General features: G+C 69.4%; 22 protein-coding genes. 7 read left to right on the plus strand and 15 right to left on the minus strand.

Features of this window, described 5'->3' with window-relative positions; all coding sequences use genetic code 11:
* Positions 1 to 3 precede the first annotated feature (3 nt).
* The 8 genes from EJ105_RS24745 to EJ105_RS24780 form a co-directional block, all read right to left on the minus strand.
* Positions 4 to 1458, minus strand: a complete 1455-nt coding sequence (locus EJ105_RS24745; RefSeq protein ID WP_250168421.1) for a cobyric acid synthase — start codon at positions 1456 to 1458, stop codon at positions 4 to 6.
* The gene (gene cobO, locus EJ105_RS24750; protein WP_394042826.1) at positions 1458 to 2090 is read right to left on the minus strand and encodes a cob(I)yrinic acid a,c-diamide adenosyltransferase; all 633 of its coding nucleotides are present in this window, start codon (positions 2088 to 2090) and stop codon (positions 1458 to 1460) included. Before cobO ends, EJ105_RS24745 begins: the two co-directional genes overlap by 1 nt.
* On the minus strand, positions 2087 to 2638 hold the full coding sequence (gene cobU, locus EJ105_RS24755; RefSeq protein ID WP_250168422.1) for a bifunctional adenosylcobinamide kinase/adenosylcobinamide-phosphate guanylyltransferase: 552 nt from the start codon (positions 2636 to 2638) through the stop codon (positions 2087 to 2089). The genes cobO and cobU overlap by 4 nt, the downstream gene beginning before the upstream one ends.
* 839 nt (positions 2639 to 3477) lie before the next feature.
* Positions 3478 to 4491 (minus strand): ADP-glyceromanno-heptose 6-epimerase, encoded by a 1014-nt coding sequence (gene rfaD / locus EJ105_RS24760; protein WP_250168423.1) that lies wholly within the window; start codon positions 4489 to 4491, stop codon positions 3478 to 3480.
* Between the two features lie 88 nt (positions 4492 to 4579).
* Positions 4580 to 5581, minus strand: coding sequence for a lipopolysaccharide heptosyltransferase I (gene waaC, locus EJ105_RS24765; RefSeq protein ID WP_250168424.1), 1002 nt, complete (start codon positions 5579 to 5581; stop codon positions 4580 to 4582).
* A complete protein-coding gene (gene waaF, locus EJ105_RS24770; protein WP_250168425.1) occupies positions 5578 to 6600 on the minus strand; it encodes a lipopolysaccharide heptosyltransferase II in 1023 nt (340 codons plus the stop codon). Before waaF ends, waaC begins: the two co-directional genes overlap by 4 nt.
* A gap of 100 nt (positions 6601 to 6700) precedes the next feature.
* The gene (locus EJ105_RS24775) at positions 6701 to 7171 is read right to left on the minus strand and encodes a phasin (protein WP_051679188.1); all 471 of its coding nucleotides are present in this window, start codon (positions 7169 to 7171) and stop codon (positions 6701 to 6703) included.
* 242 nt (positions 7172 to 7413) lie between these two features.
* The gene (locus EJ105_RS24780) at positions 7414 to 7956 is read right to left on the minus strand and encodes a phasin family protein (RefSeq protein ID WP_250168426.1); all 543 of its coding nucleotides are present in this window, start codon (positions 7954 to 7956) and stop codon (positions 7414 to 7416) included.
* Positions 7957 to 8159: 203 nt separating this feature from the next.
* Here EJ105_RS24780 and EJ105_RS24785 point away from each other — a divergent pair, with 203 nt between their 5' ends.
* The 6 genes from EJ105_RS24785 to EJ105_RS24810 all read left to right on the plus strand — a co-directional run bounded on the left by EJ105_RS24785 (position 8160) and on the right by EJ105_RS24810 (position 16658).
* Positions 8160 to 10562, plus strand: a complete 2403-nt coding sequence (locus EJ105_RS24785; RefSeq protein WP_250168427.1) for a PAS domain-containing protein — start codon at positions 8160 to 8162, stop codon at positions 10560 to 10562.
* A gap of 199 nt (positions 10563 to 10761) precedes the next feature.
* Positions 10762 to 10995, plus strand: coding sequence for a (2Fe-2S)-binding protein (locus EJ105_RS24790; RefSeq protein ID WP_081762651.1), 234 nt, complete (start codon positions 10762 to 10764; stop codon positions 10993 to 10995).
* A gap of 127 nt (positions 10996 to 11122) precedes the next feature.
* Positions 11123 to 11605, plus strand: a complete 483-nt coding sequence (gene bfr / locus EJ105_RS24795; RefSeq protein WP_024279492.1) for a bacterioferritin — start codon at positions 11123 to 11125, stop codon at positions 11603 to 11605.
* Positions 11606 to 11850: 245 nt separating this feature from the next.
* Positions 11851 to 12876, plus strand: coding sequence for an extracellular solute-binding protein (locus EJ105_RS24800; protein WP_250168428.1), 1026 nt, complete (start codon positions 11851 to 11853; stop codon positions 12874 to 12876).
* A 6-nt stretch (positions 12877 to 12882) separates the two neighbouring features.
* Entirely contained in the window at positions 12883 to 14604 is a 1722-nt protein-coding gene (locus tag EJ105_RS24805) for an ABC transporter permease (protein ID WP_250168429.1), read from the plus strand.
* 137 nt (positions 14605 to 14741) lie between these two features.
* Positions 14742 to 16658, plus strand: coding sequence for an AsmA family protein (locus tag EJ105_RS24810; protein ID WP_250168430.1), 1917 nt, complete (start codon positions 14742 to 14744; stop codon positions 16656 to 16658).
* A gap of 91 nt (positions 16659 to 16749) precedes the next feature.
* Here EJ105_RS24810 and EJ105_RS24815 read toward each other — a convergent pair whose 3' ends face one another.
* From EJ105_RS24815 to EJ105_RS24840, 6 genes are all read right to left on the minus strand, one after another.
* Positions 16750 to 17319 carry an invasion associated locus B family protein gene (locus EJ105_RS24815; protein ID WP_250168431.1) on the minus strand — a complete coding sequence of 190 codons (570 nt, stop codon included), beginning with the start codon at positions 17317 to 17319 and terminating at the stop codon, positions 16750 to 16752.
* Between the two features lie 206 nt (positions 17320 to 17525).
* Complete coding sequence (xdhB, locus tag EJ105_RS24820; protein WP_250168432.1) at positions 17526 to 19820, minus strand: xanthine dehydrogenase molybdopterin binding subunit; 2295 nt, start codon at positions 19818 to 19820, stop codon at positions 17526 to 17528.
* Positions 19817 to 21232 (minus strand): xanthine dehydrogenase small subunit, encoded by a 1416-nt coding sequence (xdhA, locus tag EJ105_RS24825; RefSeq protein ID WP_250168433.1) that lies wholly within the window; start codon positions 21230 to 21232, stop codon positions 19817 to 19819. Before xdhA ends, xdhB begins: the two co-directional genes overlap by 4 nt.
* Positions 21233 to 21236: 4 nt before the next feature.
* A complete protein-coding gene (locus EJ105_RS24830; protein ID WP_371745079.1) occupies positions 21237 to 22013 on the minus strand; it encodes an ABC transporter permease in 777 nt (258 codons plus the stop codon).
* A 1-nt stretch (position 22014) separates the two neighbouring features.
* Positions 22015 to 22797 carry an ABC transporter ATP-binding protein gene (locus tag EJ105_RS24835; RefSeq protein ID WP_250168434.1) on the minus strand — a complete coding sequence of 261 codons (783 nt, stop codon included), beginning with the start codon at positions 22795 to 22797 and terminating at the stop codon, positions 22015 to 22017.
* 202 nt (positions 22798 to 22999) lie between these two features.
* Entirely contained in the window at positions 23000 to 24007 is a 1008-nt protein-coding gene (locus tag EJ105_RS24840) for an ABC transporter substrate-binding protein (RefSeq protein ID WP_250168435.1), read from the minus strand.
* A 252-nt stretch (positions 24008 to 24259) separates the two neighbouring features.
* On the opposite strand from EJ105_RS24840, the gene EJ105_RS24845 reads away from it, so the two are divergent.
* On the plus strand, positions 24260 to 25438 hold the full coding sequence (locus EJ105_RS24845) for a hypothetical protein (RefSeq protein ID WP_250168436.1): 1179 nt from the start codon (positions 24260 to 24262) through the stop codon (positions 25436 to 25438).
* Between the two features lie 6 nt (positions 25439 to 25444).
* Here EJ105_RS24845 and EJ105_RS24850 read toward each other — a convergent pair whose 3' ends face one another.
* Positions 25445 to 26485 carry a FecR family protein gene (locus tag EJ105_RS24850; protein WP_250168437.1) on the minus strand — a complete coding sequence of 347 codons (1041 nt, stop codon included), beginning with the start codon at positions 26483 to 26485 and terminating at the stop codon, positions 25445 to 25447.
* Between the last annotated feature and the right edge of the window lie 8 nt (positions 26486 to 26493).

Raw genomic sequence — 26493 nt, forward strand, 5'->3', positions numbered from 1 at the left:
GGCTCAGCGCGCCAGCGCCAGCAGACGATCGAGGTCGAGATGGGCGGCGAGATGGGCCGCGAGCGCATCCAGCGTTGCCTCAACACCGTCCTCATAGGCGATGCCGCCGCCCGCCCCGCCCAGCCGGCCGAGCACGGCGGCGCGGAAGACATCGGAGGCGAACAGGCCATGCACATACGTGCCGGCAACGCGGCCCGAGGCGGAGCGCGCGCCCTCCGGCCGCCCATTCGCGAGATGGCCGAACGGCCGCTCGCAATCGGCGCCGTGGGTTGCGCCCATGTGCATCTCATAGCCGTGGAAGGGTGCGCCCTCGGCGGTGCCGCGCACCTCCTCAAGCCGCTTCTCGCCGGTCAGCACCGTGTGGACGTCGAGCAGGCCGAGGCCGCGGGCGATCCGGGCCTCGCCCTCCACGCCCTCGGGATCGGCAATGGTCTGCCCCAGCATCTGGTAGCCGCCGCACAAACCCATGACTGCCCCGCCGCGCCGGGCGAAGGCAAGGATATCGTGGTGGAGGCCCCCGGCCTTCAGTGCCGTGAGGTCGGCGATGGTGGCCTTGGAGCCGATCAGCAGCACCAGATCGGTATCGAGCGGCAGGCTCTCATGTGGGCGGACGCGGCGCACCTCGACGCCCGGCTCGGCATCGAGCGGATCGAGATCGTCGAAATTGGAGACGTGGGGCAGGATCGGCACGGCGATGCGCAGCCGCGCCCCGGCCTTGGGCGGCGGCGGCGCGGACAGGGCGAGCGCATCTTCCGCCGGCAGGCGGGCCGCATCGGGAAAGTGCGGCACGAGGCCCAGCGCCTCCCAGCCGGTGAGACGCGCGATCAGATCCATGCCGGAGGCGAACAGCGCCGGGTCTCCCCGGAAGCGGTTGACGATGAAGCCGCGGATCATGGCCGCGTCGGCCGGGTCGATCACCGCCTTTGTCCCGGCAAGGCTGGCGATGACGCCCCCCCGGTCGATGTCGCCGATGAGCACCACCGGCACGTCCGCCGCCCGCGCGAAGCCCATGTTGGCGATGTCGGCAGCGCGCAGATTGACCTCGGAGGCGCTGCCCGCCCCTTCCACCAGCACGAGGTCGGCCTCGCCCTTGAGCCGGGCGAAACTGTCCAGCACGGCCGGCATGAGCGTGGGCTTGAGGGACTGGTAGGCGGCGGCCTTGGCCGTGCTGTGGACCTGCCCCTGCACCACCACCTGCGCGCCGGTCTCACCCTGCGGCTTCAGCAGCACCGGGTTCATATGCACGCTCGCGCGCACCCGCGCGGCCCGCGCCTGAAGCGCCTGCGCCCGGCCGATCTCCCCGCCGTCCGCCGTCACCGCGGCATTGTTGGACATGTTCTGCGGCTTGAACGGCCGCACCTTGAGACCGCGCATCGTGAAGGCGCGGGCGAGGCCGGCGACGATGAGGGACTTGCCCACATCCGAGCCGGTGCCCTGGAACATGAGGGCGCGGGCCATCAGAACTCGATGCCCGCCTGCGCCTTCACCCCGGCGGCGAAATGGTGCTTCACCAGCCCCATCTCCGTCACGAGATCGGCGGCGGCGAGAAGCTCGGGCTTCGCATTGCGTCCGGTGACGACCACGTGCAAGCCGGGGCGCCGCGCCGTGAGGGTGGCCACCACCTCGGCGAGGTCGAGATAATCGTAGCGCAGGGCGATGTTGAGTTCGTCAAGGATGAGGAGGGAGATGGTCTCGTCCGCCATGAGCTCGCGGGCCTTGCCGAAGGCGCGGGCGGCGGCGGCCTTGTCGCGGGCGAGGTCCTGCGTCTCCCAGGTGAAGCCCTCGCCCATGGTGTGCCAGCTCACGCGATCACCGAAGGCCTGAAAGGCGTCCTGCTCGCCCGTCTGCCAGGCCCCCTTGATGAACTGGACCACGCCGACCCGTCCGCCACGCCCCAGCATCCGCAACGCAAGGCCGAAGGCCGCCGTGCTCTTGCCCTTGCCGGGGCCGGTATGGACGACGAGCAGGCCCTTCTCGATGGTCTTTTCGGCCACCTCCTTGTCCTGCACCGCCTTGCGCTTTTCCATCTTGGCGCGGTGGCGGGCGGCGGCGGTCTCATCGACGGAGGACGGGGGGACGGGATCGCTCACGGCGTCACTTCCTTCACGGTCAGGGGCAGGCCGGCCACCACCAGCACCACCTTGCGGGCGCGGACGGCGAGGCGCTGGTTGAGGAGGCCGGCGGCGTCACGGAAGCGGCGGGCCAGCGCATTGTCGGGGACGATGCCGAAGCCGACCTCATTGGCGACGCAGATGGTCGGCCCCGGCCGGGCGGCAAGGGCGGCGTCCAGCGCCGCCGCCTCGGCGTCGAGGTCGTGGTCGGCGAGGAGATGGTTGGTGAGCCAGAGGGTGAGGCAATCCACCAGCACCGGCCGATGCGGCGGAAGCGCGCCAAGCGCGGCGGCGAGATCGAACGGCGCCTCAACCGTCTCCCACCCCTCGCCCCTTCGGCCGCGATGCTGCGCGACGCGCGCCTCCATCTCGGGGTCAGGCTGGCCGCCATAGCCGAGCTGGGCCGTGGCGACATAGGTCCAGGGGCCGGCATGGCGCACGGTCTCGCCTTCCGCGAACCGGCTCTTGCCGGAGCGGGCGCCGCCGAGGACGAGAACGAGATCGCAGGCCGAAGCAGCCCCCGCCATCAGGCGCGCACCATGGCCGGCACGCCGAGGCACCGGTGTGAGGCGCGGCTTGCGCGGCCGGTCCGGCACAGTCTCATCACGTCTCCTCCCCGCCACCGCCGGCGAAACAGCCGCGACTATAGGCATGGGTTCCCCGCCCGCAAACCGACGCCACGGTGAATGCCAGGCGCGGGGATACCTCCGCCAACACCACCGCCGCGCCCCTCCCATCCCGATCGGCCGGACGAGGCAGGGAAAGCTTCGCGACCCCGTCTGGCGGGTCGGGCGCACTCCAAATCACTTTAAGAGAATGATATTTTTCATATAAATCAGTTATTTATGGTTAATATTTAACGTTAACTTTCATGGCTGGACGCAAGGGGCGTCACGCGAAACTTGTATTTCATTATAAAAATCAATAAATTAATGAATAAATCTGATAGTATGTGGTTTTTTAATACCTCTTAACATATTACATTAACACATCCACTTATTCCAATATCATATTGATAAATAATGATTTTTTGATTAAGGGAAAATATTCCTGCCAATGCCAACAGCCCGCCCAGTGACGGGAGAGACGTGCCCTCCCCTCCCGCACTCCGTTGTTCCGTGATGTCTGCTGGTGTTGGCTCGGCAAGGGCGCTCCAGCCCCTGCCCTTCCTCTCGAGGCGTTGACCGGCAACGCTGCAAGCGCTTACAGCTGGGCGCGACCGCTTGTATTCGCGGGCCGATGCGATGTTACGGGCAAAACGGCGCTGCCGCTGCCCGTAGAGGTGCCTTTATACCAATATTCAGGTGTCAGACTTTGTGAAACGGGCGCCCGTCCCAGCACCGGAGCGGCTGAGCCGCCCCGCCCCTCACCCTGCGGTGTTGCGCGGCTTCAGATGGCGGTTCACATAGGCCGAAACGCCGTCCTCAAGCGACGTAAACGGCCGGGTGAAGCCCGCCGCGCGCAGCTTGGAGACGTCGGCCTGGGTGAAATACTGGTAGGCCTTCTGCAGGCTCTCCGGCATGTCCACGTAGGTGATGTTCGGCTCTTTGCCGAGCGCGGTGAACACTGCCGTCGCGAGATCCGCGAAGGAGCGCGCCTCGCCGGTGCCCACATTGAAGATGCCGGACACGTCCGGGCTCTCCAGCAGCCAGCGCACCACTTCCACGCAGTCGCCCACATAGACGAAGTCGCGCAATTGCCCGCCATCCGTATAGCGCGGGTCGTGGGACTTGAAGAGCGTCACGCTCTCCCCCGCCTCGGCGTTCGGATAGATCTTATGCACCACCGAGCGCATGTCGCCCTTGTGGGCCTCACCGGGGCCATAGACGTTGAAGAAGCGCAGGCCGGCAAACTGGGGCGGCCGGGGCCGCCCTTCGGCGATATCAGCCATGATGCGGCGATCCACGAACAGCTTGGACCAGCCATAGGGATTGAGCGGCGCGAGCGCGGCGAGATCGGCCCCCGCCTCGGAATCGCGGAAGCCCGAGGTGCCGTCGCCATAGGTCGCGGCCGAGGAGGCGAAGATCAGGCCCAGCGCCTTGCGTGCGCACAGGTCCCAGAGGTCGAGCGTCGCGCGGATGTTGCGGGCGACGATCTTGTCGGCGTCGCGTTCGGTGGTGGCGGAAATGGCGCCCATGTGCACCACCGCGGCCAGCCGCCCGCCTTCCTTCTCCACGAAGTCGTTGATCGTCTCGGGACGGATGACGTCATGGAGCGGGATGTCGGAGATGTTGCGCCATTTGGGGCCGTCTTCCAGCCAGTCGGCCACGACCACGCGATAGCCGTCTTCCGCCGCCGCGCGGGCGATGTTGGAGCCGATGAAGCCCGCGCCGCCGGTGACGAGCAGAAGGTCACGACTCAACGCCACCGATCGGGTCATAGCGGGCATCCCATCCGTTCCACCGGGCGCAGGATGTGCCACACACGCCGACACCTTGTCCATCTCGACCGTGGCCGAAACGCCAGTATCAGGTTGCCGCGCCCAGTCTGCCGAGCGCCTGCCAGACCTCGGCGGCGGAGATGTCGGAAAGGCAGGGCGGCCCCTCGATGGTCTCGGGCGCGATGCGGCAGCGGGCCTTCTCGCAGGGCGCGCAATCGCGCCGTGCCTTCAGTTCCGTGACGCAGGGGCCGAACAGGCCGGTGAGCACCGAGTTGGTGGGTCCATAGAGACCGACGGTCGGTACCCCGTAGGCCGCGGCAAGATGGCCGAGGCCGGTGTCGACCGTCACCACGCCCGCTGCCCCGGCGATCTCAGGGGCGAGCCCCTCCAGCCCCTGGGGCGGCAGCAGGCGCACATTGTCCTGCCCGGCAGCGATGGCCTCGGCGCGGGCGCGCTCTTCGGCGCCGTGGGCGAACAGGCGCACCTCCACCCCCGCCAGCGCCGCCAAGGCGCGCCAGCCGTCGAGGGTCCAGGTCTTGGTCGGCCACGTGGTGCCGTGCAGGAAGACGAGATAGGGCACGCCGCCGGGGGCGGGCCGCAGCCCCGTGTCGGCGGGCAGATCGTCGAGCCCATAGCCGAGCGCCGCCGCGAACAGCTTCCGAAGACGCACCGCCATGTGCTCCACCTCGGGCACATGATGGCGCGTGCCATAGAGCAGGCTGGCCAGCCCTTCGCGCGCGCTCGCCCGGTCGAAGCCGTGGCGCGGGCCGCGGGCGAGCGCCGCGACGGCAGCACTCTTCATCAGCCCCTGACCGTCGATGACGAGATCGTAGGGCTCGGCCGCCAGCGCAGACCGCACGCGCATTGCCTCCCCACCCGAAAGCGCAGCGAGCGGCCGGCGCGACAGGCGGCGGAGCGGAACGGTGATGGTGCGGCGGACGGCGGGATGGAGCCGGGCGACCGGCGCGAAAGCCTCCTCCACCGCCCAGTCCACCGTCAGCCCGGGCACGCGGGCGGCGGCGTCCGTCAGCGCGGGGAAGGTGTGGACCACATCCCCCAGCGACGACAGCTTCACCAGCAGCAGCTTCATCGGCGCATTTGCTCGGCCGCGGCCAGCACGTCCTCGGCGGCGATGCCTTCAAGGCACGCCAGCGTCTTGAGCGGGCATTCCCGCTTGTGGCAGGGCCGGCACGGCAAATCGCGGGAGACCACCCGGGCGAAGGGCGAGGCCGGGGGCGTCATCTTCTCGGACGACGCGCCGTAGATCACCACCAGCCTGCGGTCGAAGGCGCCGGCGATGTGCATCAGCCCGGAATCGTTGGAAATCACCACGTCCGCCCCCGCGAGGATGGCGGCGGCCTCGATGAGGGTGGTGCGGCCGACGAGATTGTCCACCGGCACGCCGGCCGTCTCCTCGATGGCGCGCGCGGCTTCGGCATCCTTGGGCGAGCCGAGGATGCGGATGCGATAGCCGTCCTTCACCGCCAGTGCGGCAAGCGCCGCGAACTTCGCCGCCGGCCAGCGTTTGGCAGGGCCGTACTCGGCACCTGGGCAGAGCACCATCACCGGCCCCTCGCCGGCGAGGGGATATTTGGCGGCGGCAACATCCACGGCGCCATCGGGCAGCATCAGGCGCGGACGCGGCGCGCGGGCGATGGAGCCCGGCGGCAGGCCAAGGGCGACGAAGCGGTCCAGCGTGCGGGCGGTCTTGCGGTCGGGGTCGGGGCGCGCGTCGGTGAGAAGGGCGCTGCGCAGCTCCGCGCGATAGCCGACACGCTCGGGAATCTCGGCGGCGAGCGGAACGATGGCGGCCTTGAACGCCCGCGGCAGGATGATGGCCTTGCCGTAGCCTTCGCCGCGCAGGGCGCGTCCCGCCTTCCAGCGGGCGAGCAGGCCGAGTTCGCCATGGCCCAGCCCCAGCGGGATGGTGCGGCGAACGCCGGGGATCATGCGGGCGACGGGAAGGGAGGCGGGCGGCGCCAGCACATCGATGGGCCGGCCGGGCTCGCGCAGGCGCAGCACGTCCACAAGGCTCGCCGCCATAACCATGTCACCGACCCACGAGGGGCCGATCAGCAGGAGCGGCGAGACTGAACCAAGGGCACGCATGCGATAACTCGCGGGGTGGAACGCCCCGCGTCATGACAAGGCGGACCCGCCGCGTCAAGCACGCTGGCCCGGACGCGGCGGTCGTTGAGGGAGCGAAAGCTCAGGCGGTCGGACGGATCTTCTCGACCGAAGACTTGATCGGCTCGGACGAGTCCGCGGCGACCTTCTGCGCGAGGGCGGACAGATCCTTGGCCTGGCCGGTCAGCGTCTCGAACTGCTTGCGCACGTGGCCGGTGGAGAGTTCCACGGCCTCGGCGAGCGTCTTGGCCGTCAGGAGCGAATTGAAATAGTCGAACGCCGAGTTCACGTTCGATTGAACCGCCTCGAGCACCTTGGCATTGTACTGGGCCACGCCCTTGGAGGCGGTGGTGGCGCTTTCCTCGAGGGCGGAATTCACCTGCTCGGCGGCGGCCTTCAGCTTGCCGTAGTTCTCGCGGTAGGCGGCGAGACCCTTTTCGGCGATTTCGCGCACGGCCGGCGGCACTTCGACGGCCGGAACGGCATGAGTCGAGAACGCCTTTTTCGCCGCCTCGATCTGATCCTGATAAGCCTTGATGAAGGTGTCGTTCATGTCATCCTCGGAAACGGGGCATGGCGATCCGTGCCGAGGCGCATTGCTGCAGTGCCACCAGAATGAAACGCGACGCGCAGCGCCGTGCAACGCTTGCATTCCGGACATTCTAGGTGAGCTGTGTTTACCCCGACGATAGGGTTATACAGCAGTAAACGTGCAGCGCAAAATGAAATTCTGCGCTGCACAAGTCAAGCTTTCGCGCGCACCGGGGGTACGCGCGGACCGGTAGAGTAATCCCGTCAGCCCTGCTGGTTGGGATCGGTGGCCTTGGCCGCGGCCGCCTGGGCTTCGCGCACCGCGGTCTCGCCCACCGTCTTCAGGTCCTGGGCGACGGCCTGGGCGCTCTGGGCGGCGGACGCGGCGAGGGCCTTCAGGCGCTCGGCGAGGGTGCGGGCGTGCTCGTCCATGGTGCGCACGGCGTTCTCGCCGAGGGCCTTGGCGTCGTCGCCGAAGGCCTTGGCCTGCTCGGAAACGGTCTTCAGCTGGTTGGTGAGAAACTCGGCCTGCAGGCTCATCATCTCCTGCGGGCTCTTGGCCGCGACCAGCTTGTGCAGGAAGTCGAAGCTCGCCTCGACATTGGCTTCCATCAGCCCGATGGCCTTCTGGCGGAAGTCCTTGATGTTGGAGCGAACCTCCTCGATATGGCCTTCGCTCTCGCCGACCGTCTCACGCGCATTCTGGAACAGCGTCTCGAACGCCTGGCGAGCCTGCGCCACATTCTTCTCGGCAATGGCACGCATTTCAGGGGGCAGCTCCAGCTCCGGACCGAACTTCGTCGTCATGGCCGTCTCTCCTCCGGGTGTCGGGCGGCGCAAGCCACCGCACAGCGACCGATCTTAATCTACGGTAGTGCCGCTTCGCCAATATGAATGGCAGGCGCGCGGCGAAGTTGCACTGACGTTAATCAATGGCGGTGAGAATATGAGCCGGCGGGGTGGTCCCGCCTTTGTTCCCTCCTCCTCCGCAAGGTGCGATCCTGCAAACGATGACGCAGCACCACGGCAGCCCGGACGACCCGTCTCTCCTCTCCGGGGAGAGCGTGGAGGCCATCGCGTCCGCTCTTCCAGGCGCGGAGGCGGTGCTGGCGCCCCTCGCGCGGCAGGAATTCGTCTCCTTCCTTCTTGATCTCGGCACCGGGCGCATGCTGGCGGCGACGTCGGCGGCCGCCCGGCTTGCGATCGCGCCCGGTGAACCGGCACCCGAGCCGGTGATGACGGCGGCCACCCGCCTCGCCCGGCGCACCGCCGCCGGCTTCGGCGTGGCACGGCTGCGCCTGCCGGGCGACCTCTCGCCCCGCACCCTGCGCTTTGCCGCCCTCGCTTTGCCCTCCGGCCCCGCCATCCTGTTCGCGGACCCGGCCGCATTCGCGCCCGCCCCGCCCTCGCCTGCGCGCCCCGCGGCGGCTCCGGCCGTGCCGGCGGCGCTGCGCCCGCTTCTGGCCCAGCCGCTGCGCGTGACGTGGGAGAGCGATGCGGACGGACGCCTGCGCGCGCTGTCCCCCCTGTTCGCGGCGGCGCTCGGCAGCCGCTCCGGCACCTTCCTCGGCGCGAGCTTCGCGGAGCTGGAGCGTGACGGACACCTGACCGACGCCGACGCGCTCATCGACGCCATGGCTTCGGGCGAAAGCTTCACCGAGCGCACGGCGACGGTGCCGCCGGTGGGCGTCGAATCCCCGCTCGATCTCAGCCTCGGCGGCGCGCCGCTGTTCGATGCGGAGCGCCGGCTCAAGGGCGTGCGCGGCTTCGGCATCGTTTCGGCGGCGGAGACGCCTCTTCCCCTGCCGCCGAAAGCGCCGCAGGCGAGCGCACCGGCCCCTCAGCCCCCGGTCGCCTTCGGCCGCAACGTGGTACCGCTCCGGCAGGGCAGCCTGTCGCCGCAGGAAAGCTCCGCCTTCCGCGAGATCGCCCGGACCCTGGCCGCGGCCATCGAGGACTGGCCGAGGATTCCGCCGGACACCCATCCGCCCGACCAAATGGACGCCGCATACGCCGAGCCCGAGCCCCCGCCCGCCTCCGGCGACGAGGCGGAATTGCTGGACAAGCTCCCGGTGAGCCTGCTGGTGCAGCAGGAAGGCGAGCTGGTGCACGCCAACCGGGCCTTTCTCGCCCTGACCGGCTGGAGCGGGCTGGACTCGCTGGCGGAGGCCGGCGGGCTTGAGCGGGTCCTCTCCCGCGAATCCGGCGCCCTCCATGTGCTGACGCCCGACGGAGCCCGCCTGCCGGTGGAAGTGCGCCTCGTCGCCGCGCCGTTCCTCGGCCGGCCGGCGCTGATCCACGTCATCCGCGCCCTCGACACCACCGACGACGACCGCGAGGCCCGCGCGAGTGCCCGCCGCGCGGCGCTCGACATGGTGCCCTGGCCGGTCTTCCTGCTGGAGATGGACGGCACCATCCGCCTCGCCAATTTCGCGGCGGCCGAGCGGCTGGGCTTTCCGGCCCATGACCTTGCCGGCGAGCCCTTCACCATCGCCGTCGCCCCGACCGACCGCGCCGACGCCGTGGCCACCCTCGACCGCGTGCGGGACGACGGGGCCTCCGCGCAGGTCGCGCTCGCTCTCCGCAATCGCGAGGGCGAGATGCTGCCGGGGCTGGCGGCCGTGACCCGCGCCGGCGCCGAGGACCAGATCCTGTGCGTCGTCATCGGTCCCGTGCCGCAGCAGCCCGAGCCGGCACCGATGGCGGTGCCCGTTGCGGTGCCCGAACCGGAACCCGTGGTGAACCTCCTGCCGCGCCTCGCCGGCCGCCTGCGCGCCGGGCTCGAAGGCCCCATGGCGATCCTGCGCGAAGCGCCCGCCGAGGCCCTGAGCGATCCGCTGCGGGACGCCCTGAAGTCCCTCAACGCCACCCTCGACGACCTCAACGCCCTCTCGCAGCCGGCCCAGACGGCGGAAGCCGTCACCTGCGACGTGTCGGCGGCGGTGCGCGCCGCCGTGGCCGCGCTTCTTCCGGCCGCCCGGCGGCGGCGGCTGGCGCTGCGCCTCGACGACGCCGGAGGGGTCACGGCCCTGGCCGCCGAAGCCCCGCTCGCGGAACTCGTGGCAATGCTGGTGGAAGAGGCCGTGGCGGCCACGCCGGCCGGCGGCGCGGTGGCCGTCTCGGTCTTCGCCGAGGACGAAGGTGATGGAGGACCGCGCGCCAAGGTGCAGCTGAGCGATGCCGGCGCGGGCCTTGACGCAACGGCGGCTGCGGCGGCCCTCGATCCGCTATCCGGCCTCTCGCCGGACGACCGCTTCGCTGCGGACGGGCGCCCACTGCGTCTGACCCGCATGGCGGAAGCTGCGCGGGCGCTGGGCGGGTCACTTGAGATCGATCCGGTCGGGATGTCTCAGGCCGGTGAAGACCTGGGCCGGCGTCGCGGCATGATCGCGCGGCTCACCTTGCCCGCCTGAGCCTGCGAAGGTGTTCAACCACCAGTCGGGTGGTATCCGCACAATGGAACTACTCCATTGTGCTGGCAAAAGCCTGTCTGAACGGCCCTCGACCCACCATGTCGCATATGTACGGAGTTGACGGGTCCGGCCGTCCTCTGCGAAAAATGCAATAGAAACAAGTTTTTAGAAGCCTTCCAAGTTAGCTTCGGGCCGTGCCATGATCGTTTGTTCATGCAACGTCTTTTCAGACCGGCAGGTGCTTGATGCGCTTGCGGGAACCCCATTGCGCTCCCCCAGCGAAGTTTATCGCTGCCTCGGCTGCTCGCCCCAGTGCGGACGCTGCGCCCGGACCATCCGCACGCTGATGGATCAGGTGCAGGCGCACGATTGCGGTGCCTGTGCGGACGAATGTCCTGTTGCGGGACTTACCGGAATGGTCGCCGCCGAATAAGCTTCCTAAAAGGGTGCCCGAACGCCCGGCGAACAACCGGCGGTGTGGTCGGGTACCTTGCCACCACATTAGAATTAGTCTAACGCTTAATCCAAACTAACTGTCCTTACGGCATCAGGAGCTGAGAATGAAGGGCGATCCGAAGGTTATTGAATACCTCAATCGGGGCCTGCGCTCTGAGCTGACCGCCATCAATCAGTACTGGCTCCATTACCGGATGCTCGACAATTGGGGCTACAAGGCGCTGGCCAAGAAGTGGCGCGCCGAGTCCATCGAGGAGATGGTGCACGCGGACAAGTTCACCGACCGCATCCTGTTCCTCGACGGCTTCCCGAACATGCAGGTGCTCGACCCCCTGCGAATCGGCCAGGACGTGAAGGAAATCCTCGACTGCGATCTCGCCGCCGAGCTCGATGCCCGCGCCCTCTACCAGGAAGCGGCCGCCTACTGCCAGACGGTGAAGGACTATCCGAGCCGCGACCTCTTCGAGGAGCTGATGGCGGACGAAGAAGGCCACATCGACTTCCTTGAGACCCAGCTCGACCTCGTGTCCAAGCTCGGCCTCCAGCTGTACGCCCAGCACCACATCGGCGAGCTCGACGAGGACTGATCCTCCTCCGCCCGTCCGATACCAACGCAAAGCCCGGCTCTCACGCCGGGCTTTTTGCTTTGTGAGGCCCGATAGTCTGGAGAAAGTATAAACTGGCCCCACTGCGCGCAAAGCGTTTCGGAATTAGATGATTTCCAATGTTTCCGGGCTCACGGCCTTCTTCATTGACCCTTCGTAACGCGCCGGGCTAGCCAATTCTCCATCGTCTTGTCGTGCTCGCTCCGAGCCCGCGTGTGGGGATTTCAATGGGTCGCTTTCATCTCTTGCGCAGCCTTCTCGCCGGTGGCGCACTGCTTGTCGCGGCGCAGGGCGCCACCGCGCAGCAGGTCGTCAACGTCTACACCACCCGCGAGCCCGGGCTGGCCGCTCCCCTGTTCGAGGCCTTCACCAAGGCCACGGGCATCGAGGTGAAGAGCGTCTTCATCAAGGACGGCCTCGCCGAGCGCGTGAAGGCGGAGGGCGCCAGCTCCCCCGCCGACGTGCTGATGACCGTGGACGTGGGCAACCTGCTCGACGTGGTGGATGCCGGCGTCACCCAGCCGGTGACCTCCCCTGCCCTCTCCGCTATTCCCGCGAACCTGCGCGATCCGGCCGGCAACTGGTATGCCCTCTCCCTGCGCGCCCGCCTCGTCTATGCGGCGAAGGATGAGGTGAAGCTCTCCGCCATCACCTATGAGGACCTCGCCGACCCCAAGTGGAAGGGCAAGATCTGCATCCGCTCCGGCCAGCACCCCTACAATGTGGGGCTGGTGGCGGCCTACATCGTCCATCACGGTGAGGAGAAGGCCGAGGCCTGGCTGCGCGGCCTGAAGGCCAACCTCGCCCGCAAGCCCGCCGGCGGCGACCGCGAGGGCGCCCGCGACATCCTCGGCGGCATCTGCGATCTGGCGGTGGGCAATTCCTACTATGTGGGCCTGATGCGCTCGGGCAAGGGCGGTGCCGACCAGAAGAAGTGGGGCGACGGCATCAACGTGCTGCTCCCCACCTTCCAGGGCGGCGGCACCCATGTGAACGTCTCCGGCGCCGCCGTGGCCAAGAACGCGCCCCACAAGGACGCCGCCGTGAAGCTGCTGGAATTCGCCATCTCCCCGGAGATGCAGGCGATTTATGCCAAACAGAACCTGGAATATCCGGTGATCGCAGCGGCCGAGGTCGATCCCATCATCGGCGCGCTGGGGCCGCTCAAGGTCGATCCCATCCCGCTGGTGGACATCGCCAAGAACCGCAAGCGCGCCAGCGAGCTCATCGACAAGGTCGGCTTCGACAACTGATGGCCGATGGCTGAGACCGCATTGACCGGCGAGCCGCGCGCGACGCGGCTCCGCCTCCCCCGCCACCTCTCCCCGCTCCTTCTGGCGTCGGGATTGGTGGCTCTTTTCGTTCTGCTGCCCCTACTCGCCCTCGCCGGCATCGCCGCGCGCGGGTCGGGCGACATGTGGCCCCACCTCATCGCCACCGTGCTGCCCGATGCGCTGGCCGAGACCGGCCTGCTGGTGCTCGGTGTCGGCGTGGTGACGCTGGTGGTGGCCGTGCCGTGCGCCTGGCTGGTGGCCACCTGCACCTTCCCCGGCCGCTCGGTGCTGGAATGGGCGCTGCTGCTGCCGCTGGCCGTGCCGGGCTACATCGTCGCCTTCTCCTATCTCGACGTCCTGCACCCCCTCGGGCCGGTGCAGGAGGCGCTGCGCGCGATGCTCGGCATCGCCAGCCCGCGCGGCCTGCGCCTGCCGGATGTGCGCTCCACCGGCGGCTGCATCCTCGTGCTGTCGGCGGTGCTCTACCCTTACGTCTACCTCTCGGCGCGGGCGAGCTTCGTGCTGCAGTCGGCGGCGGCGCTGGAAGTGGCGCGCACGCTGGGCGCCAGCCGCTGGCGTGCCTTCCTGCGCATCGGCCTGCCGCTGGCCCGCCCGGCCATCGTGGCGGGACTGACGCTGGTGCTCCTCGAAGTGCTGGGCGACATCGGCGCCTCCGAATTCCTCGGTGTGCGCACCCTCACCGTCTCCATCTATTCCACCTGGGTGAACCGCTCGAACCTGCCGGGCGCGGCACAGATCGCCCTGGTCATGCTCGCCCTGGTCCTGGGGCTGATCCTGCTGGAGCGATGGGCGCGGCGCGCCCGGCGGTTCGTCGCCACCGGCTCGGCCCGGCCACAGGCGCCGCTGCGGCTGACCGGGCTTCAGGGCCTCGCCGCCGCCGCCTTCTGCGCCCTGCCGGTCATGCTCGGCTTCCTGGTGCCGCTGCTGCACCTCTCCATCTCGGCGGCGCGGCGGATGGCGGAGACCGGCTTTCCCAACCGAATCCTCGGAGAGGCCGCCACCACCGCGGCCCTCGCCGCCGGCACGGTGACCCTCGCCCTCGGCCTCGGCCTCGTGGTGGCGCTGGGGCAGCGGCTGACGCGCGCGCCGCTCGCCTCCGGCTTCGCGCGGGTGGCGAGCCTCGGCTATGCGGTGCCCGGCACCGTGCTCGCCGTCGGCCTGCTCAGCCCCCTCGCCGGCTTCGACAACATGCTGGACGCCGCGATGAAGCAGGCCTTCGGCATCTCCACCGGCCTCCTGCTGTCAGGATCGGGGGCCGCGCTGGTGGCGGCACTCGCCATCCGCTTCCTCGCCATTCCGGTCGGTGGCATCGAGGCGGGATTCGCCAAGCTTTCCCCGCATCTCGACATGGCCGCCCGCAGCCTCGGCTCGTCGCAGCCGCGCACCGTGCGCCGGGTGCTGCTGCCGCTGCTGCGGCCGGCCCTCGCCACCGCCGCCCTGCTGGTGTTCGTCGATGCCATGAAGGAGCTGCCGGCCACCCTGCTGCTGCGTCCGCTCGGGTTCGAGACACTGGCCACCCACGTCTATGGGGAGGCGGCGCGCGGCACCTATGAGGACGGAGCGCTGGCGGCGCTGGTGATTCTCCTCGTCGGGCTGGGGCCGGTGATGCTTCTAGCCCGCATGTCCTCGTCCGCCCTTGCCGCTTCGGCTGACGGCACGCGCGGCAGCGCCTCGGCCCGCGACTGACCGGCGCGCCGGCCCACCCCGAAGCCCCCAGCCATCAAAGAGACACAGAGCCCGCTAAAGGTGCGGCCACGATCCAACGTGGCCTCAGGCGTCGCGCGCATCGCCCCGCCTGCTCCCTCGGAGACCTCTGTATCTTCATGCTGCGTGTCGGCCAGAACACCCGCCGGGCCGGGCTCATCGCTGCATCCGTGCTGGGCGCGGGAGCCGCGCTGCTGCTCGTCGCCATGGCGGTGCTGCCTTTCCTGGTCCCGGCCGCCGAGCTGCGCCGGGTGGCGGCGCAGGCGCTTGCCGGCTCCACCGGCCAGAAGGTGGAGATTCTCGGCGAGCCGTCGATTCGCCTCTTCCCCTCGCCGCGCGTGGTGCTCGGCAAGGTCAGCTTCCCGCTCCCCGCCGGCCAGTCGCTCGATGCCGAGAACGTGGTCACGCGGCTCGACCTGCTCCAGCTCGTCGCCGGGCGGGTGGCCGTGAACGACGTGATCGTCGAGCATCCGACCCTCGTCCTCACCGGCGAAGGCATGGCGCCCGCCCTCGGGATCGCGCCGGTGCTCGCCGCCACCGACCGGCCGGAGCTGCGCATCATCGACGGCACCATCGCCTGGCGCTCCAGCAGCGGCCTGACCCGCGAACTGGTGAGCGGCATCACGGCGAGCCTCGACCGGGTGCTCGACCGCGCCGGCATCGCCGTCGCCGTCCAGTTCGACTGGCGCGAGCAGCCGGTGAACGCGACGCTGTTCATCGACGACATCACCGCCTTCATGGCCGGCACACCGGCGCCCATGCGCGTGACCGTGGCGACGGACGGCGCCAAGGCCCGCTTCCACGGCCGCGCCGCCCTCGGCAAGGCACCCACCATGGACGGCGCGGTGACGGCGGACGCCGATTCGCTGCGTGACCTGTTCGACTGGGCCGGCATGGAAGCGCCCACGCGCAGCGGCTTCGGGTCCTTCTCCCTCGCCTCCCGCCTGAAGTTGGAGAAGGGCGAGGTGGCCCTGACCGAGGCGAGTGTCGATCTCGACGGCAACCGCGGCGATGGCGGCCTTCTGGTGAAGGTCTCCGGCCCGCGCCCGCTCATCCAGGGCACGTTCGCCGCCGATCACGTCACGTTCGCTCCCTACGGCGCCATGCGCCTGACCGGCGGCGAGCGGCAGGGGTGGGACCGGGGGGCGGTCGATCTCTCCGCCCTCGGCGCCTGCGACCTCGACCTCAGGCTTTCGGCGGCCCGGGTGGACGTGGGCGACACCGCGCTCTCCACCGTCGCCGCCAGTGCCGTTCTGACCGCCGGCCGGCTCGTGCTCGCCGTCGGCGAAGCCCATGGCTGGGGCGGCGTGCTGCGCGCGTCCCTGACCCTCGCCCCCGCTCCGCCCGACGCGGCCGCCCCCCAGGCCCGCCGTTCGGCGGGCGCGGAGCTGCGGCTTGAGGCGGAAGCGAACGATGTGGAACTCGCCCGCGCCCTCGACGACATCGGCGGCTTTCGCCGCATCGACGGCACCGGGACACTTCAGCTCGACGTGACGGGGGCCGGGCGCAGCATCCAGGACATTGCCGCGAACCTTCAGGGCAGCGCGGCTCTGAGTGCGGCCAACGGCTACCTCAACGGTTTCGACGTGGCGCAACTGCTGCAGCGCATCGAGCGGCGGCCCCTCTCCGCGGCCAGCGACTGGCGGGGCGGACGCACCGCCTTCACCGAACTCAACGGCCGCATCGCCATCAGCGACGGTGTGGGCACGGTGGAGGAGCTGGTCATGCGCGGCCCGCGCGCGCAGATCGACATGACCGGCTCGCTCTCCATCGCCCAGCGCGCGCTGGATCTCGCCGGCCACGCCGCGCTGCCGGCGACCAAGGGCGCGAAGACCGGCGCCATCGACCTGCCGTTCAGCGTCCGTGGGCCGTGGGACGAGCCGAGCATCATGGCTGACCCGCTCAGCCTCATCGAGCGCTCCGGCGCGGCGCTGCCGCTGCTGGAGGCGGTGAAGGCCCGTTCTGCCGCCCCCGCCGCTGAGCGGGCGATGGATGGCGGCGCGGCTGCGAACCCGCAGCAGCCTCCGGCGAACTGACAGCGCCCGCACCAGACAGAACGCAAGTGGAAACGAAAAAGGCCGGCGCGTTGGCACCGGCCTTAAATCCTGTTTGCCTGCGGCAGGGCAATCAGCCCTTGAGGCTGGCCTGCATGGCGGCGCCGAGGCCCTTGAACGAGAGCGGCAGGATGACCGGACGGCGCGAACCGTCCTCGAACACGATCTCACCCTTGCCGGAGCTGGCCTTGAGCGCCGTCAGCTGATCCTGCGTCAGCTCGGTGGAGGCAACGCAATGCTGGCCGCAGCGCTTGAAGGTCAGCACCACATCCGCGACGCCGGGAACCTTCAGGGAGACGTTGGACGGCAGCCACACGCCGGGCGGGGTGAGGACGATGAGACGCACCGGCCCACTCTTCTCGGCCCGCACGGCGACGTGGGCGAGGATATGGGCGAGGTCGGGGGTCTGCAGCGTCTGCACCGCCTCGCAGCCGCGCTTGTCGTCCTTGCCCTTGCAGCGGACGGTCCAGTCGTCGTGCACCGAATGGGTCTCGGTGGGATCGGCAGGAGCAGCAGCAGGCGCAGCGGCCGGAGCCGGCGCGGCGGCCGTCTGGGCGGCGGCGGGAAGGGCGAAGGCCGAGGCGGCAAGGACAGCAGACAGGAGCGAGAGACGGAAGGAGGGGATGAGACCGGTAAGCGCCATCTTTTACGTCCTCTCAATCGCACCCGCGCCCCGCAGCGGTGCCTCGCCGGGACATACCGACACCGGCCCCGCGAGGCAACGCAAATCGCGGCGGGACACCCCCTGACACTGGGGAAGGCGGCGCCCAAAGCACCGTCCCGCGGGGACAGCCCGACGCGACAATGGTATCGAATTACAGGATGCCGCACGCCCCGGCGTCTGGGCGTTCACCCCCGCGCCCTGTCCTCGCGCCGTACGGCCACCGCGGCCAGAACACGCTCTGGTGTCGCCGGAGCGTCGAGCTTCACGGGACCCGCGCCCGGAAGGCCGGCGATGGCGTCGCGGATGGCCAGCCACACCGAGATGGCGAGCATCAGCGGCGGCTCGCCCACCGCCTTGGAGCGCAGCACCGTCTCCTCCGTGTTCGGCTTGTCGAGCAGGTGGACGTTGAGCACCGGCGGCACGTCGCGCGAGCCGGGGATCTTGTAGGTGGAGGGGCCGCGCGTGGCGAGGCGGCCGTTGGCGTCCCACTTCAGCTCCTCGCAGGTGAGCCAGCCCATGCCCTGCACGAAGGCCCCCTCGATCTGGCCGATGTCGATGGCCGGGTTCAGCGAGCGTCCGCAATCGCCCACGATCTCGGCCCTGAGCACCCGCACCGCGCCGGAGAGCGTATCCACCGCCACCTCGGCGGCGGCGGCGCCGTAGGTGTAATAATAGAAGGGCCGCCCTTCCGACTTCGCCATGTCGAAGTGGATCTTCGGCGTCTTGTAGAAGCCGGTGGCAGAGAGCGGCACGCGCTGCTGCCACGCCATGTGCGCCGCCTCGCGGAACGAGAGGCTGCGGTTGCCCACGCTCACGCTCCCCTCGGCGAACACCACGTCCTCCACCGCCGCATCGAAATGCGCCGCGACCACGCCCGCCATGCGGCCCCGGATCTCCTTCGTCGCGATCAGCGCCGCCATGCCGTTGAGGTCGGAGCCCGAGGAGGCGGCGGTGGGCGAGGTGTTGGGCACCTTGGCGGTGCTGGTTGCGGAGACGCGCACATGGTCGAGCGGAATGCCGAAGGCGTCCGCCACCACCTGCGCCACCTTCACGAACAGCCCCTGCCCCATCTCCGTGCCGCCGTGGCTCAGGTGGACGGAGCCGTCCGTATAGACATGCACCAGCGCCCCGGCCTGGTTCAGCGTCGTCAGGTTGAAGGAGACGCCGAACTTGATGGGCATGGTGGCGAGGCCCTTGCGGATCACCGGGCTCTGCGCGTTGAAGGCGTCGATTTCGGCGCGCCATGCGGCAAGGTTCGCCTTGGCGTCGAGGTGGGCCATGGCCTCCTCGATCAGGCTGTCCTCCACCTCCTGCCCGTAGGGCGTGATGTTGCGCGGGGCATCGCCATAATGGTTGGCGGCCCGCACGGCCTCGATGGGCTTGCCGAGGTGGCGGGCGATCTCGTCCATCACCGCCTCGATGGCGAGCATGCCCTGCGGCGCGCCGAAGCCCCGAAAGGCGGTGTTGGAGACCGTGTTGGTCTTCACCAGCACACCGCGGAAGCGGGTCGCCGGGATGAAATAGCAATTGTCCGCGTGGCACAGGGCGCGCGAGACGACGGCGGGCGAAAGGTCCGCCACATTGCCGCAATCGGCGGCGAATTCCATGTCGAGCCCGGAGATGCGCCCCTCCGCATCGAAGCCAGCCTCCCAACGGACGCGGAAGGGATGGCGCTTGCCGGTGGCTTCCATATCCACCTCGCGCGGCAGGCGCAGCTTCACCGGCTTGCCCGCATGGTGGGCCAATAGGGCGGCGATAGCGGCGATGATGGTGGCCTGACTCTCCTTGCCGCCGAAGGCGCCGCCCATGCGCCGCACCTCCACCGTCACCGCCGCGAATGGCAGGCCCAGCACATGCGCGACGCCGTGCTGCGCCTCGGTCGGATGTTGCGTGGAGGAATAGACCAGCATGTCCCGGTCCTCGCCGGGGATAGCGATGGCGATCTGCCCTTCCAGATAGAAATGATCCTGCCCGCCGCACCGCACCTCGCCGGAGAGGCGAAGAGGCGCACCGGCCAGCGCGGCCGGCACATCGCCCCGCCCCACCTGCTGGTCCGGCGCGACGCGGGCGCCGGCCGCATAGGCCGCATCGAGATCGAGCAGCGCGGGCAGCGCCTCATATTCCACCCGCACCAACGCCGCGGCAGCGCGGGCGGCATCGAGGGTCGGCGCGGCCACGGCGGCCACGGGATGGCCCACATAGTCCGCCTCGCCCGCCGCCAGCAGCGGCTCACCGGTGCGGATGGGGGCGATATCGTTGACGCCGGGAATGTCGCCCGCCGCCACCGCCACCACGCCCGGCAGAGCGCGAGCAGCCGAGAGGTCGATGGAGACGATGCGGGCGCGGGCATGGGGGCTCAGCACCAAAGCCGCGTGGAGCAGGCCGGGCGGCTCCGGCATGTCGTCGAGATAGATGGCGCGGCCGCTCACATGGGCGTTGGCGCTCTCGTGGCGGGCGGGGACATGGACGGCGCGGGTCATAGCGCCTCCAACTCGAGTGGCACGCCGGGGCGCGTGGTGGCGATGTGGAGGCGGCGCACCAGATTGGCGGCGGCGGCGGCGCGATAGGCGGCGCTGGCGCGATGGTCGGAGAGCGGCGAGAAGTCAGCAGCGAGGGCTGCCTCGATGCCTTCGGGCGGCGCATCGGCCCATAGGGCGCCGGTGAGCAAGGTTTCTAGCGTCCGCGCACGCTTCACTCGGTCTGCCATGCCGCCGAAGGCCGCCGCGAAAGACATCATCCGTCCACCGTCCACCCGCAGGCGAAAGGCGCCGAGCAAGGTGGAGATGTCCTGATCGAACCGGCGGGAGAGCTTCCAGGCGAAGAGCTGCTCGCCCTCCGCAAGGCGCGGCAGGCGCAGCGCCGCGATCACCTCGTCCGGCGCGAGCGCGGTCTGGCGATAGCCGGTGAGGAAATCCGCGACCGCCATGGGGCGCACCCCGGACGGGCCGGCCAACTCCACCTCCGCATCCAGCGCCAGCAGCACCGGCAGCGTGTCGCCCACCGGCGAGGCGGTGCCGAGATTGCCGCCGAAGGTGCCCATGGTGCGGATCTGCCGCGAGCCGATGCGGCGGATGAGGGCGCCGAACGCCGGGAAGGCCGCCTCCACCGTCTCCAGCCCCTCCGCATAGGTGACGGCGGCGCCGAGCACCAGCACTTCGCCCTCCCACGCGATCCGCTTCAGCTCGGCGACGCGACGGGTGGAGAGGACGAGGGGGAAGCCCTGCCGCTTCTTGGCGGGGATGAGGCCGAGGTCGGTGGCGCCGGCGATCAGAACCGCGTCCGGATAGGCGCTGCGCAGCGCCACCAGCTCCGAAAGGGTCTGCGGCACGAGATGCAGTTCCCCCCGTGCCGCGATGCGGGTGTTGGGCTCCGGCGGAACGGACACAGGCTCGGTCACCGCCGGCGCGGCGCAGAGCGCGCGGGCGGTATCGACGATGGGGCGATAGCCGGTGCAACGGCAGAGATTGCCGGCCAGCGCCTCGTGGATGTCGGCATCGCCCACCGGCGCATCGCCTGTCCGCTCCTGCGCAAGGGCGTAGAGCGACATGACGATGCCCGGCGTGCAGAAGCCGCATTGGGTGCCGTCGCTCTCGGCCAGCACGGTCTGGACGGGATGGAGGCCGGACGGGCCAGCAAGCCCCTCCACCGTCTTCACCTCGGTGCCGTCGATCTGGGAGAGCAGCAGGATGCAGGAATTGGCGACCTGCCACCGCGCCGCCCCGTTGTCCTGCCGCCCAATGGCGATGGTGCAGGCGCCGCAATCGCCTTCCGCGCAGCCTTCCTTGGTGCCGGTGAGGCGGCTGCGGGTGCGCAGGAAGTCCAGCACCGTCATGGAGGGGGCGGCATCCGCCACCTCGATCCGCTCGCCGTTCAGGACGAAGGCGATGGCCACGCTTTCAGCCTCCCGCGCTCTGGGACGAGCGGAAGGCCCAGGCCACCATGCGCCGCTCGAACACGGCGAAGATCGCGTACATGAGGATGCCCTGGATGGCGAGGGAGATGAGCCCGGCGAACACCAGCGGCATCTGGAAGTTGGAGCCCGCCTGCACCATGAGATGGCCCACCCCCGCATTGGCGCCGATGGTCTCGGACACCACCGCGCCGACGAAGGCGAGCGTGATGCCCACCTTGAGCGCTCCGAAGAGATAGGGCCCGGTGCGGGGAATGCCAACCTTGCGCATGATGTCGAGCTTGGAGGCGCCGAGCGCGCGCAGCACGTCCTCCAGTTCCGGCTCTGTGGTGGCGAGGCCGGTGGCCACGTTCACCACGATGGGGAAGAAGGAGATGAGGAAGGCGGTGAGGATGGCCGGCACCTCGCCGATGCCGAACCACATGATGAGGATGGGCACCACCGCCACCTTGGGCACGGAATTGAACCCGATCATCACCGGATAGAGCCCGCGATAAATCGTGCGCGACCAGCCCACCACCACCCCCAGCGCGATGCCGAACACCACCGCGATGGCAAAGCCCGCCATGGTGGTCCACAGGGTGACGAAGGAGTTCTTCAGCAGCGGCCACCAGTATTTCACCATGGCAGCGAAAATCTCGGTGGGCGCGGGCAGGATGAAGGTATCGATCTTGAACAGCCGGCAGGCCGCCTCCCAGATCACGAACAATGCGACGGTGAAATAGACGGGGGCGAGGTTCTCAACGGAGAGCTTTTTCATCATCTCACGCCGCCTGCCGCACTTCGGCGATCTTGTTGCGCAGCTCGTGGACCAATCCGGTGAACTCGGCCCGGTAGCAGACATCGAGGTCGCGCGGCCGGAGGAACGGCACCTGCCGCGTCTCCACGATACGGCCGGGGCGCGCGCTCATGACGTGGATGGTGTCGGCGAGGAAGGCCGCCTCACGCAGATCATGGGTGACGAGGATGACGGTGAAGCCGAATTCCTGCCAGAGGTCGCGCAGCACGCACCACAATTCCTCGCGGGTGAAGGCGTCCAGCGCGGCGAAGGGCTCGTCCAGCATCAGCAGCGCCGGCTGGTGGATGAGCGAGCGGCAGAGCGAGGCGCGCTGCTGCATGCCGCCGGACATCTCCCAGGGAAAGCGGTCGGCAAAGGCGCCGAGGCCCACCACATTGAGCAGCGCCATGGCCTTGTCCTGAAACGCGGCCTTGTCGCGGGAGAAGCGGCGGCGATAGGGCTCGACGATCTCCAGCGGCAGCATCACGTTCTGCAGCACGGTGCGCCACGGCAGGAGGTTGGCGTGCTGGAAGGCCATGCCCGCCACCTTCACCGGCCCCTTCACCTCCGCGCCATCGATGGAGACGGTGCCGGAGGTGGGGCGGATGAGGCCGGTCACGAGCTTCATCAGCGTGGACTTGCCGCAGCCCGAAGGCCCCACCACCGCCGCGAACTCGCCCTTGCGCACATTCAGCGTGGTGCCGGCCAGCGCCGTCACCGGGCCGGTGCGGCCGGGATAGGTCAGGGTCACATTGTCGAGGACGATCACGGGGAGGCCTTTCGGTTCGGCGCGGCCACTCCCCGGACAAGCGACACCGCAGGTGGAGCGCCGATCCGGGGTCCAGGGGAAAAGCCGGCGAAGCCGGCGATCGCCCCGGCGGCCTCAGGTCAGGTCGCCTTCGGCGATCCCTTGCGCTGGACCCCGGCTCGCATTCCGCTATCGCTGCATGCGTCCGGGGTACGAAATCGCGTCACATCTTCCGCTCACTCGCCGGCGGCAGGTACTCGCTGGTGAAGATGTCCGCCGCCGTGGGCTTGGCCTTGAATTCGTAGGTGATGCCCACCTGGTCGATGGACTTCGCCAGACGCGCGGGGTCCACGTCGCCCGTACCGTTGGCCTTCACCCAGTCGGTGACGATGTTGTCCTTCAGCGCCATTTCGAGGCGGGCCAGCTCGATGGCCTCGTCGGCCGTCTCGTTGCGCTTCATCACGGACTTGATGGCGCTCTTGGGATCCTTCGCCGTGTCGATGATGCCCTTGATGGTGGCCTTCACGAAGCCCTTCACCACCTCGGGATGGGCCTTGCCGAAGTCGGGGTTCACCATGATGGCGTTGCCGTAGAGCACGAGGCCGTGCTTGGACATGAGCATCACCGCGATGTCGTCCGCCGGCACGCCCTTCTGGCGCAGGTTGAAGAAGGAGGAGAAGGAGAAGCCGGTGATGGCGTCCACCTTGCCGTCGGCCAGCATGGGCTCGCGCACGGGGAAGCCGATGTTCTCGATCTTCACCTTCTCGGCGTCGATGCCGTTCTCCTTCACGAAGGCCTTCCACTGGGCGAAGGCGCCGTCCGGCGCGGGGGCGCCGAGGATCTTGCCCTCGAGGTCCTTCGGCTTGGTGATGCCGGTCTTCTTCAGGCTGACGATGGCGAAGGGCGGCTCGTCATAGACCATCTGGACGGCGGTGACCTTCTTGTCCGGGTTCTGGTCCCGGAACTTCATCAACGAGTTGATGTCGAAGAAGCCGATGGGATAGGTGCCCGCCGCCACACGCGCGATGCCGGCCACCGAGCCGGGGCCGCTGTCGATGGTCACGTTGAGCCCCTCGGCCTTGTAGTAGCCCTTGTCCAGCGCCACGAAATAGGGGGCGGACGGCCCCTCGAACTTCCAGTCGAGCGCGAATTTCACGTCGGTCTCAGCCAGCGCGGGCGCCGCTGCCAGGGTGGCGAGAACGGCGGCGAACACGGAACGCATCAGGCCCATGAAAAAGCTCCTCGGTTTCGCTGCCGTGGACTGCAACCGCCATGCCAGCGGCCCCGCACGCCGTAGCGGCAGGCCACGGGCGCCCGGACCGTCGCGGATCGGCCACTGCCGCACGATGAGGCAGGCAGCCTCTGCCCTCAAGATCGGCAGATTGCTTAGGCCATGAGCAAACTGCGCTCTTCCCACCCTGCTGGACAGATCCCGCCGCCTGGGCCACTCCATTGATGACGAATGCCGACAAGCGGAGGGGCCATGGCACGGCGGGTGCTGCTCACCTGGGAACAGGGCGCGGGGTTCGGCCACACCATCCAGCTCGCGCGGCTCGGCCGGCGGCTCACCGAAGCGGGTGCGGAGGTGGCGGCCGCGGTGCGCCACCTGCAGAATGCCGGGCCGCTGGCCGAGGCTGGCATCCGCCTGATGCAGGCGCCGCCGTGGCCCGCCCCTGCCCCGCGCGCTGGCGACCAGATCCCGGCCTCGGCGACGCTGACCGACAGCCTCGCCCGTGTCGGCCTGCGCGATCCCGACAGCGTGCGCCCGGTGCTGCACGCGTGGCGCGACCTGATGGATGTGGAGCGGCCGGACCTGATGGTCTGCGACTATGCCCCCCTCGCCGGCCTCGCCGCGCGCGGGCGCTGCCCGGTGATGCAGGTGAGCACGGCCTATTGCCTGCCGCCGGCGGACCTCGAAGCCATGCCCGTGTTCCACGATTTCATGCCGTCCCAGCATCCGGATGGCGAAGTGGTCGCGGCGGTCAACACCGCGCTGGCGGATACGGGCCTTGCCCCCATCGACCGCATCGGCGCGCTCTTCACCGGCGATGACGCCTTCGTGCGCAGCTTCCAGCTGCTCGATCCCTATGCCGACCTGCGCAGCCGACAGGCGGAAGGCCCGGTGATGACCGAGGCCATGCGCGAGGCGTCCCCCGATGCCCGCACCGTCTTCGCCTATGTCCACACCGACGTGGCCTCGCGACCGGACATAGCCGCCGTGCTGATGGCGCTGGCCCCACGGCTGGAGATCTTCGTGCCGGGCGTCGACCCCTCCTGGCTCGCGCCGCTCTGGGCGGCCGGGGCCATCGTGCATGGGCGGCCTGTGTCCATGGCGGAGGCCATGACCCGGACCCGCCTGCTGATCCATCAGGGCAGCGCCGGGGTGGCGGCGGATGCGCTGGCGGCGGGCGTGCCGCAAGTCACCTTCTCGGTGCATGTGGAACACTGGCTGAACGGCGAGGCGCTTGCCGCCGCCGGGCTCAGCCGCAATTTCCCGCTGTTCCATCCCGATGCACGGGTTGCGCCGGAGCCGGTTCTGGCCGCGCTGGAAGACAGGGACATGGCCATGATCGCCGCGGCGGCCGGCCGGATGCACCGGGCGGAACTCGCCGCCCGCGATCCGCTGGACGCACTGACGGCGCGCTGCCGCGCGCTGCTCTAGGCTAGCTCAGTAGCCGATCGGCCCGCCGCCACCACCGCCGATAGGTCCACCGCCGCCCCCTCCCCCGCCGCCACCGGGGAAGCCCGGAAAGCTCGGGATATTCGGGAAGGTCGGCAGGTTGGGGAAGCTCGGGAAGCCGCCACCGCCGCCATAGCCGCCGGGAAAGCCGCCGCCACCGCCACCGTAGCTATAAGGCGGCGGGGTGACGGGAATGACGACGTTGCCCTGGTTCTGCTGGGAGGCCTGCTGGGCGATGGTGTCCGCCTCGCCCTGAAGCGCGGTATTCACGGACCGGCAGGTCGCCGCCGCGAGGTCCATGGTGGTCTGCCCCTGCACCGGCACGCCGCACGGATGGCTGGACCCGCGGTCGAGGCCGGTCGTATCCGCGACCGGGCCGCGGCGCCCGCCGGTCTGGCCGGTCTGGCTGCGGGTCTGGGCGATGACCGCATCGATCTGGGCCTGCGACACCCGCACCGGACCGCTCATGCCGCCGCGCCCGACCGTGACCATGAAGCCGGGCCGGCGGATGACGATCGTCTCCCCACCCGGCCCCACCACGGTGAGGGTACCGAACTGGAGAATGGCCTGGGTCTCGCCGTCGCGGTGGATGATGGCCGCGACGCCGCCACGGATGCCGATGGTCGCCACCGGCGTCTTCACCTCGGCCCCGCCGGTGTGGCTGGCATTGCCACCGACGAAGCGCGCCGCGCCCTTGGTGAGGGTGAGCGCCATGGAGCCGGCCTTGGCGTTGGGATCATAGACGAACTCGTCGATGACGAGGTTCGAATTGGGGCCGATGTTCAGCGTGGTCTTGTCCACGAACAGGACCTGCACGCTACCGGCGGAGCTGGTCTCGATGCGCTCGCGGTGGATGATGCTGGAGCCGAGCTCCAGCGTCCGCACGCCTGACCCGGCATTGCCGGTGGAGCGGGGATTGACCGCGGCGGCCGTGCCGACGCTGTTCTGCGCAAGGGCCGGGCCGGTGGCGGCCACGATGGCGAGGGAGGCGACCGAAGCCAGGAGACGGGCGGGGGTGCTGATGGGCATGATGCGTT

The sequence above is a fragment of the Xanthobacter aminoxidans genome (genome assembly GCF_023571765.1).
Taxonomy (GTDB): Bacteria; Pseudomonadota; Alphaproteobacteria; order Rhizobiales; family Xanthobacteraceae; genus Xanthobacter; species Xanthobacter aminoxidans.

Bases quoted from the DNA above. Each gene is read 5' to 3' on its own strand.
- EJ105_RS24745 (WP_250168421.1), bottom strand. From the start codon at position 1,458: ATGGCCCGCGCCCTCATGTTCCAGGGCACCGGCTCGGATGTGGGCAAG.
- cobU (WP_250168422.1), bottom strand. From the start codon at position 2,638: ATGGCGGGGGCTGCTTCGGCCTGCGATCTCGTTCTCGTCCTCGGCGGC.
- rfaD (WP_250168423.1), bottom strand. From the start codon at position 4,491: ATGACCCGATCGGTGGCGTTGAGTCGTGACCTTCTGCTCGTCACCGGC.
- waaC (WP_250168424.1), bottom strand. From the start codon at position 5,581: ATGAAGCTGCTGCTGGTGAAGCTGTCGTCGCTGGGGGATGTGGTCCAC.
- waaF (WP_250168425.1), bottom strand. From the start codon at position 6,600: ATGCGTGCCCTTGGTTCAGTCTCGCCGCTCCTGCTGATCGGCCCCTCG.
- EJ105_RS24775 (WP_051679188.1), bottom strand. From the start codon at position 7,171: ATGAACGACACCTTCATCAAGGCTTATCAGGATCAGATCGAGGCGGCG.
- EJ105_RS24780 (WP_250168426.1), bottom strand. From the start codon at position 7,956: ATGACGACGAAGTTCGGTCCGGAGCTGGAGCTGCCCCCTGAAATGCGT.
- EJ105_RS24785 (WP_250168427.1), top strand. From the start codon at position 8,160: ATGACGCAGCACCACGGCAGCCCGGACGACCCGTCTCTCCTCTCCGGG.
- EJ105_RS24790 (WP_081762651.1), top strand. From the start codon at position 10,762: ATGATCGTTTGTTCATGCAACGTCTTTTCAGACCGGCAGGTGCTTGAT.
- bfr (WP_024279492.1), top strand. From the start codon at position 11,123: ATGAAGGGCGATCCGAAGGTTATTGAATACCTCAATCGGGGCCTGCGC.
- EJ105_RS24800 (WP_250168428.1), top strand. From the start codon at position 11,851: ATGGGTCGCTTTCATCTCTTGCGCAGCCTTCTCGCCGGTGGCGCACTG.
- EJ105_RS24805 (WP_250168429.1), top strand. From the start codon at position 12,883: ATGGCTGAGACCGCATTGACCGGCGAGCCGCGCGCGACGCGGCTCCGC.
- EJ105_RS24810 (WP_250168430.1), top strand. From the start codon at position 14,742: ATGCTGCGTGTCGGCCAGAACACCCGCCGGGCCGGGCTCATCGCTGCA.
- EJ105_RS24815 (WP_250168431.1), bottom strand. From the start codon at position 17,319: ATGGCGCTTACCGGTCTCATCCCCTCCTTCCGTCTCTCGCTCCTGTCT.
- xdhB (WP_250168432.1), bottom strand. From the start codon at position 19,820: ATGACCCGCGCCGTCCATGTCCCCGCCCGCCACGAGAGCGCCAACGCC.
- EJ105_RS24830 (WP_371745079.1), bottom strand. From the start codon at position 22,013: ATGATGAAAAAGCTCTCCGTTGAGAACCTCGCCCCCGTCTATTTCACC.
- EJ105_RS24840 (WP_250168435.1), bottom strand. From the start codon at position 24,007: ATGGGCCTGATGCGTTCCGTGTTCGCCGCCGTTCTCGCCACCCTGGCA.
- EJ105_RS24845 (WP_250168436.1), top strand. From the start codon at position 24,260: ATGGCACGGCGGGTGCTGCTCACCTGGGAACAGGGCGCGGGGTTCGGC.
- EJ105_RS24850 (WP_250168437.1), bottom strand. From the start codon at position 26,485: ATGCCCATCAGCACCCCCGCCCGTCTCCTGGCTTCGGTCGCCTCCCTC.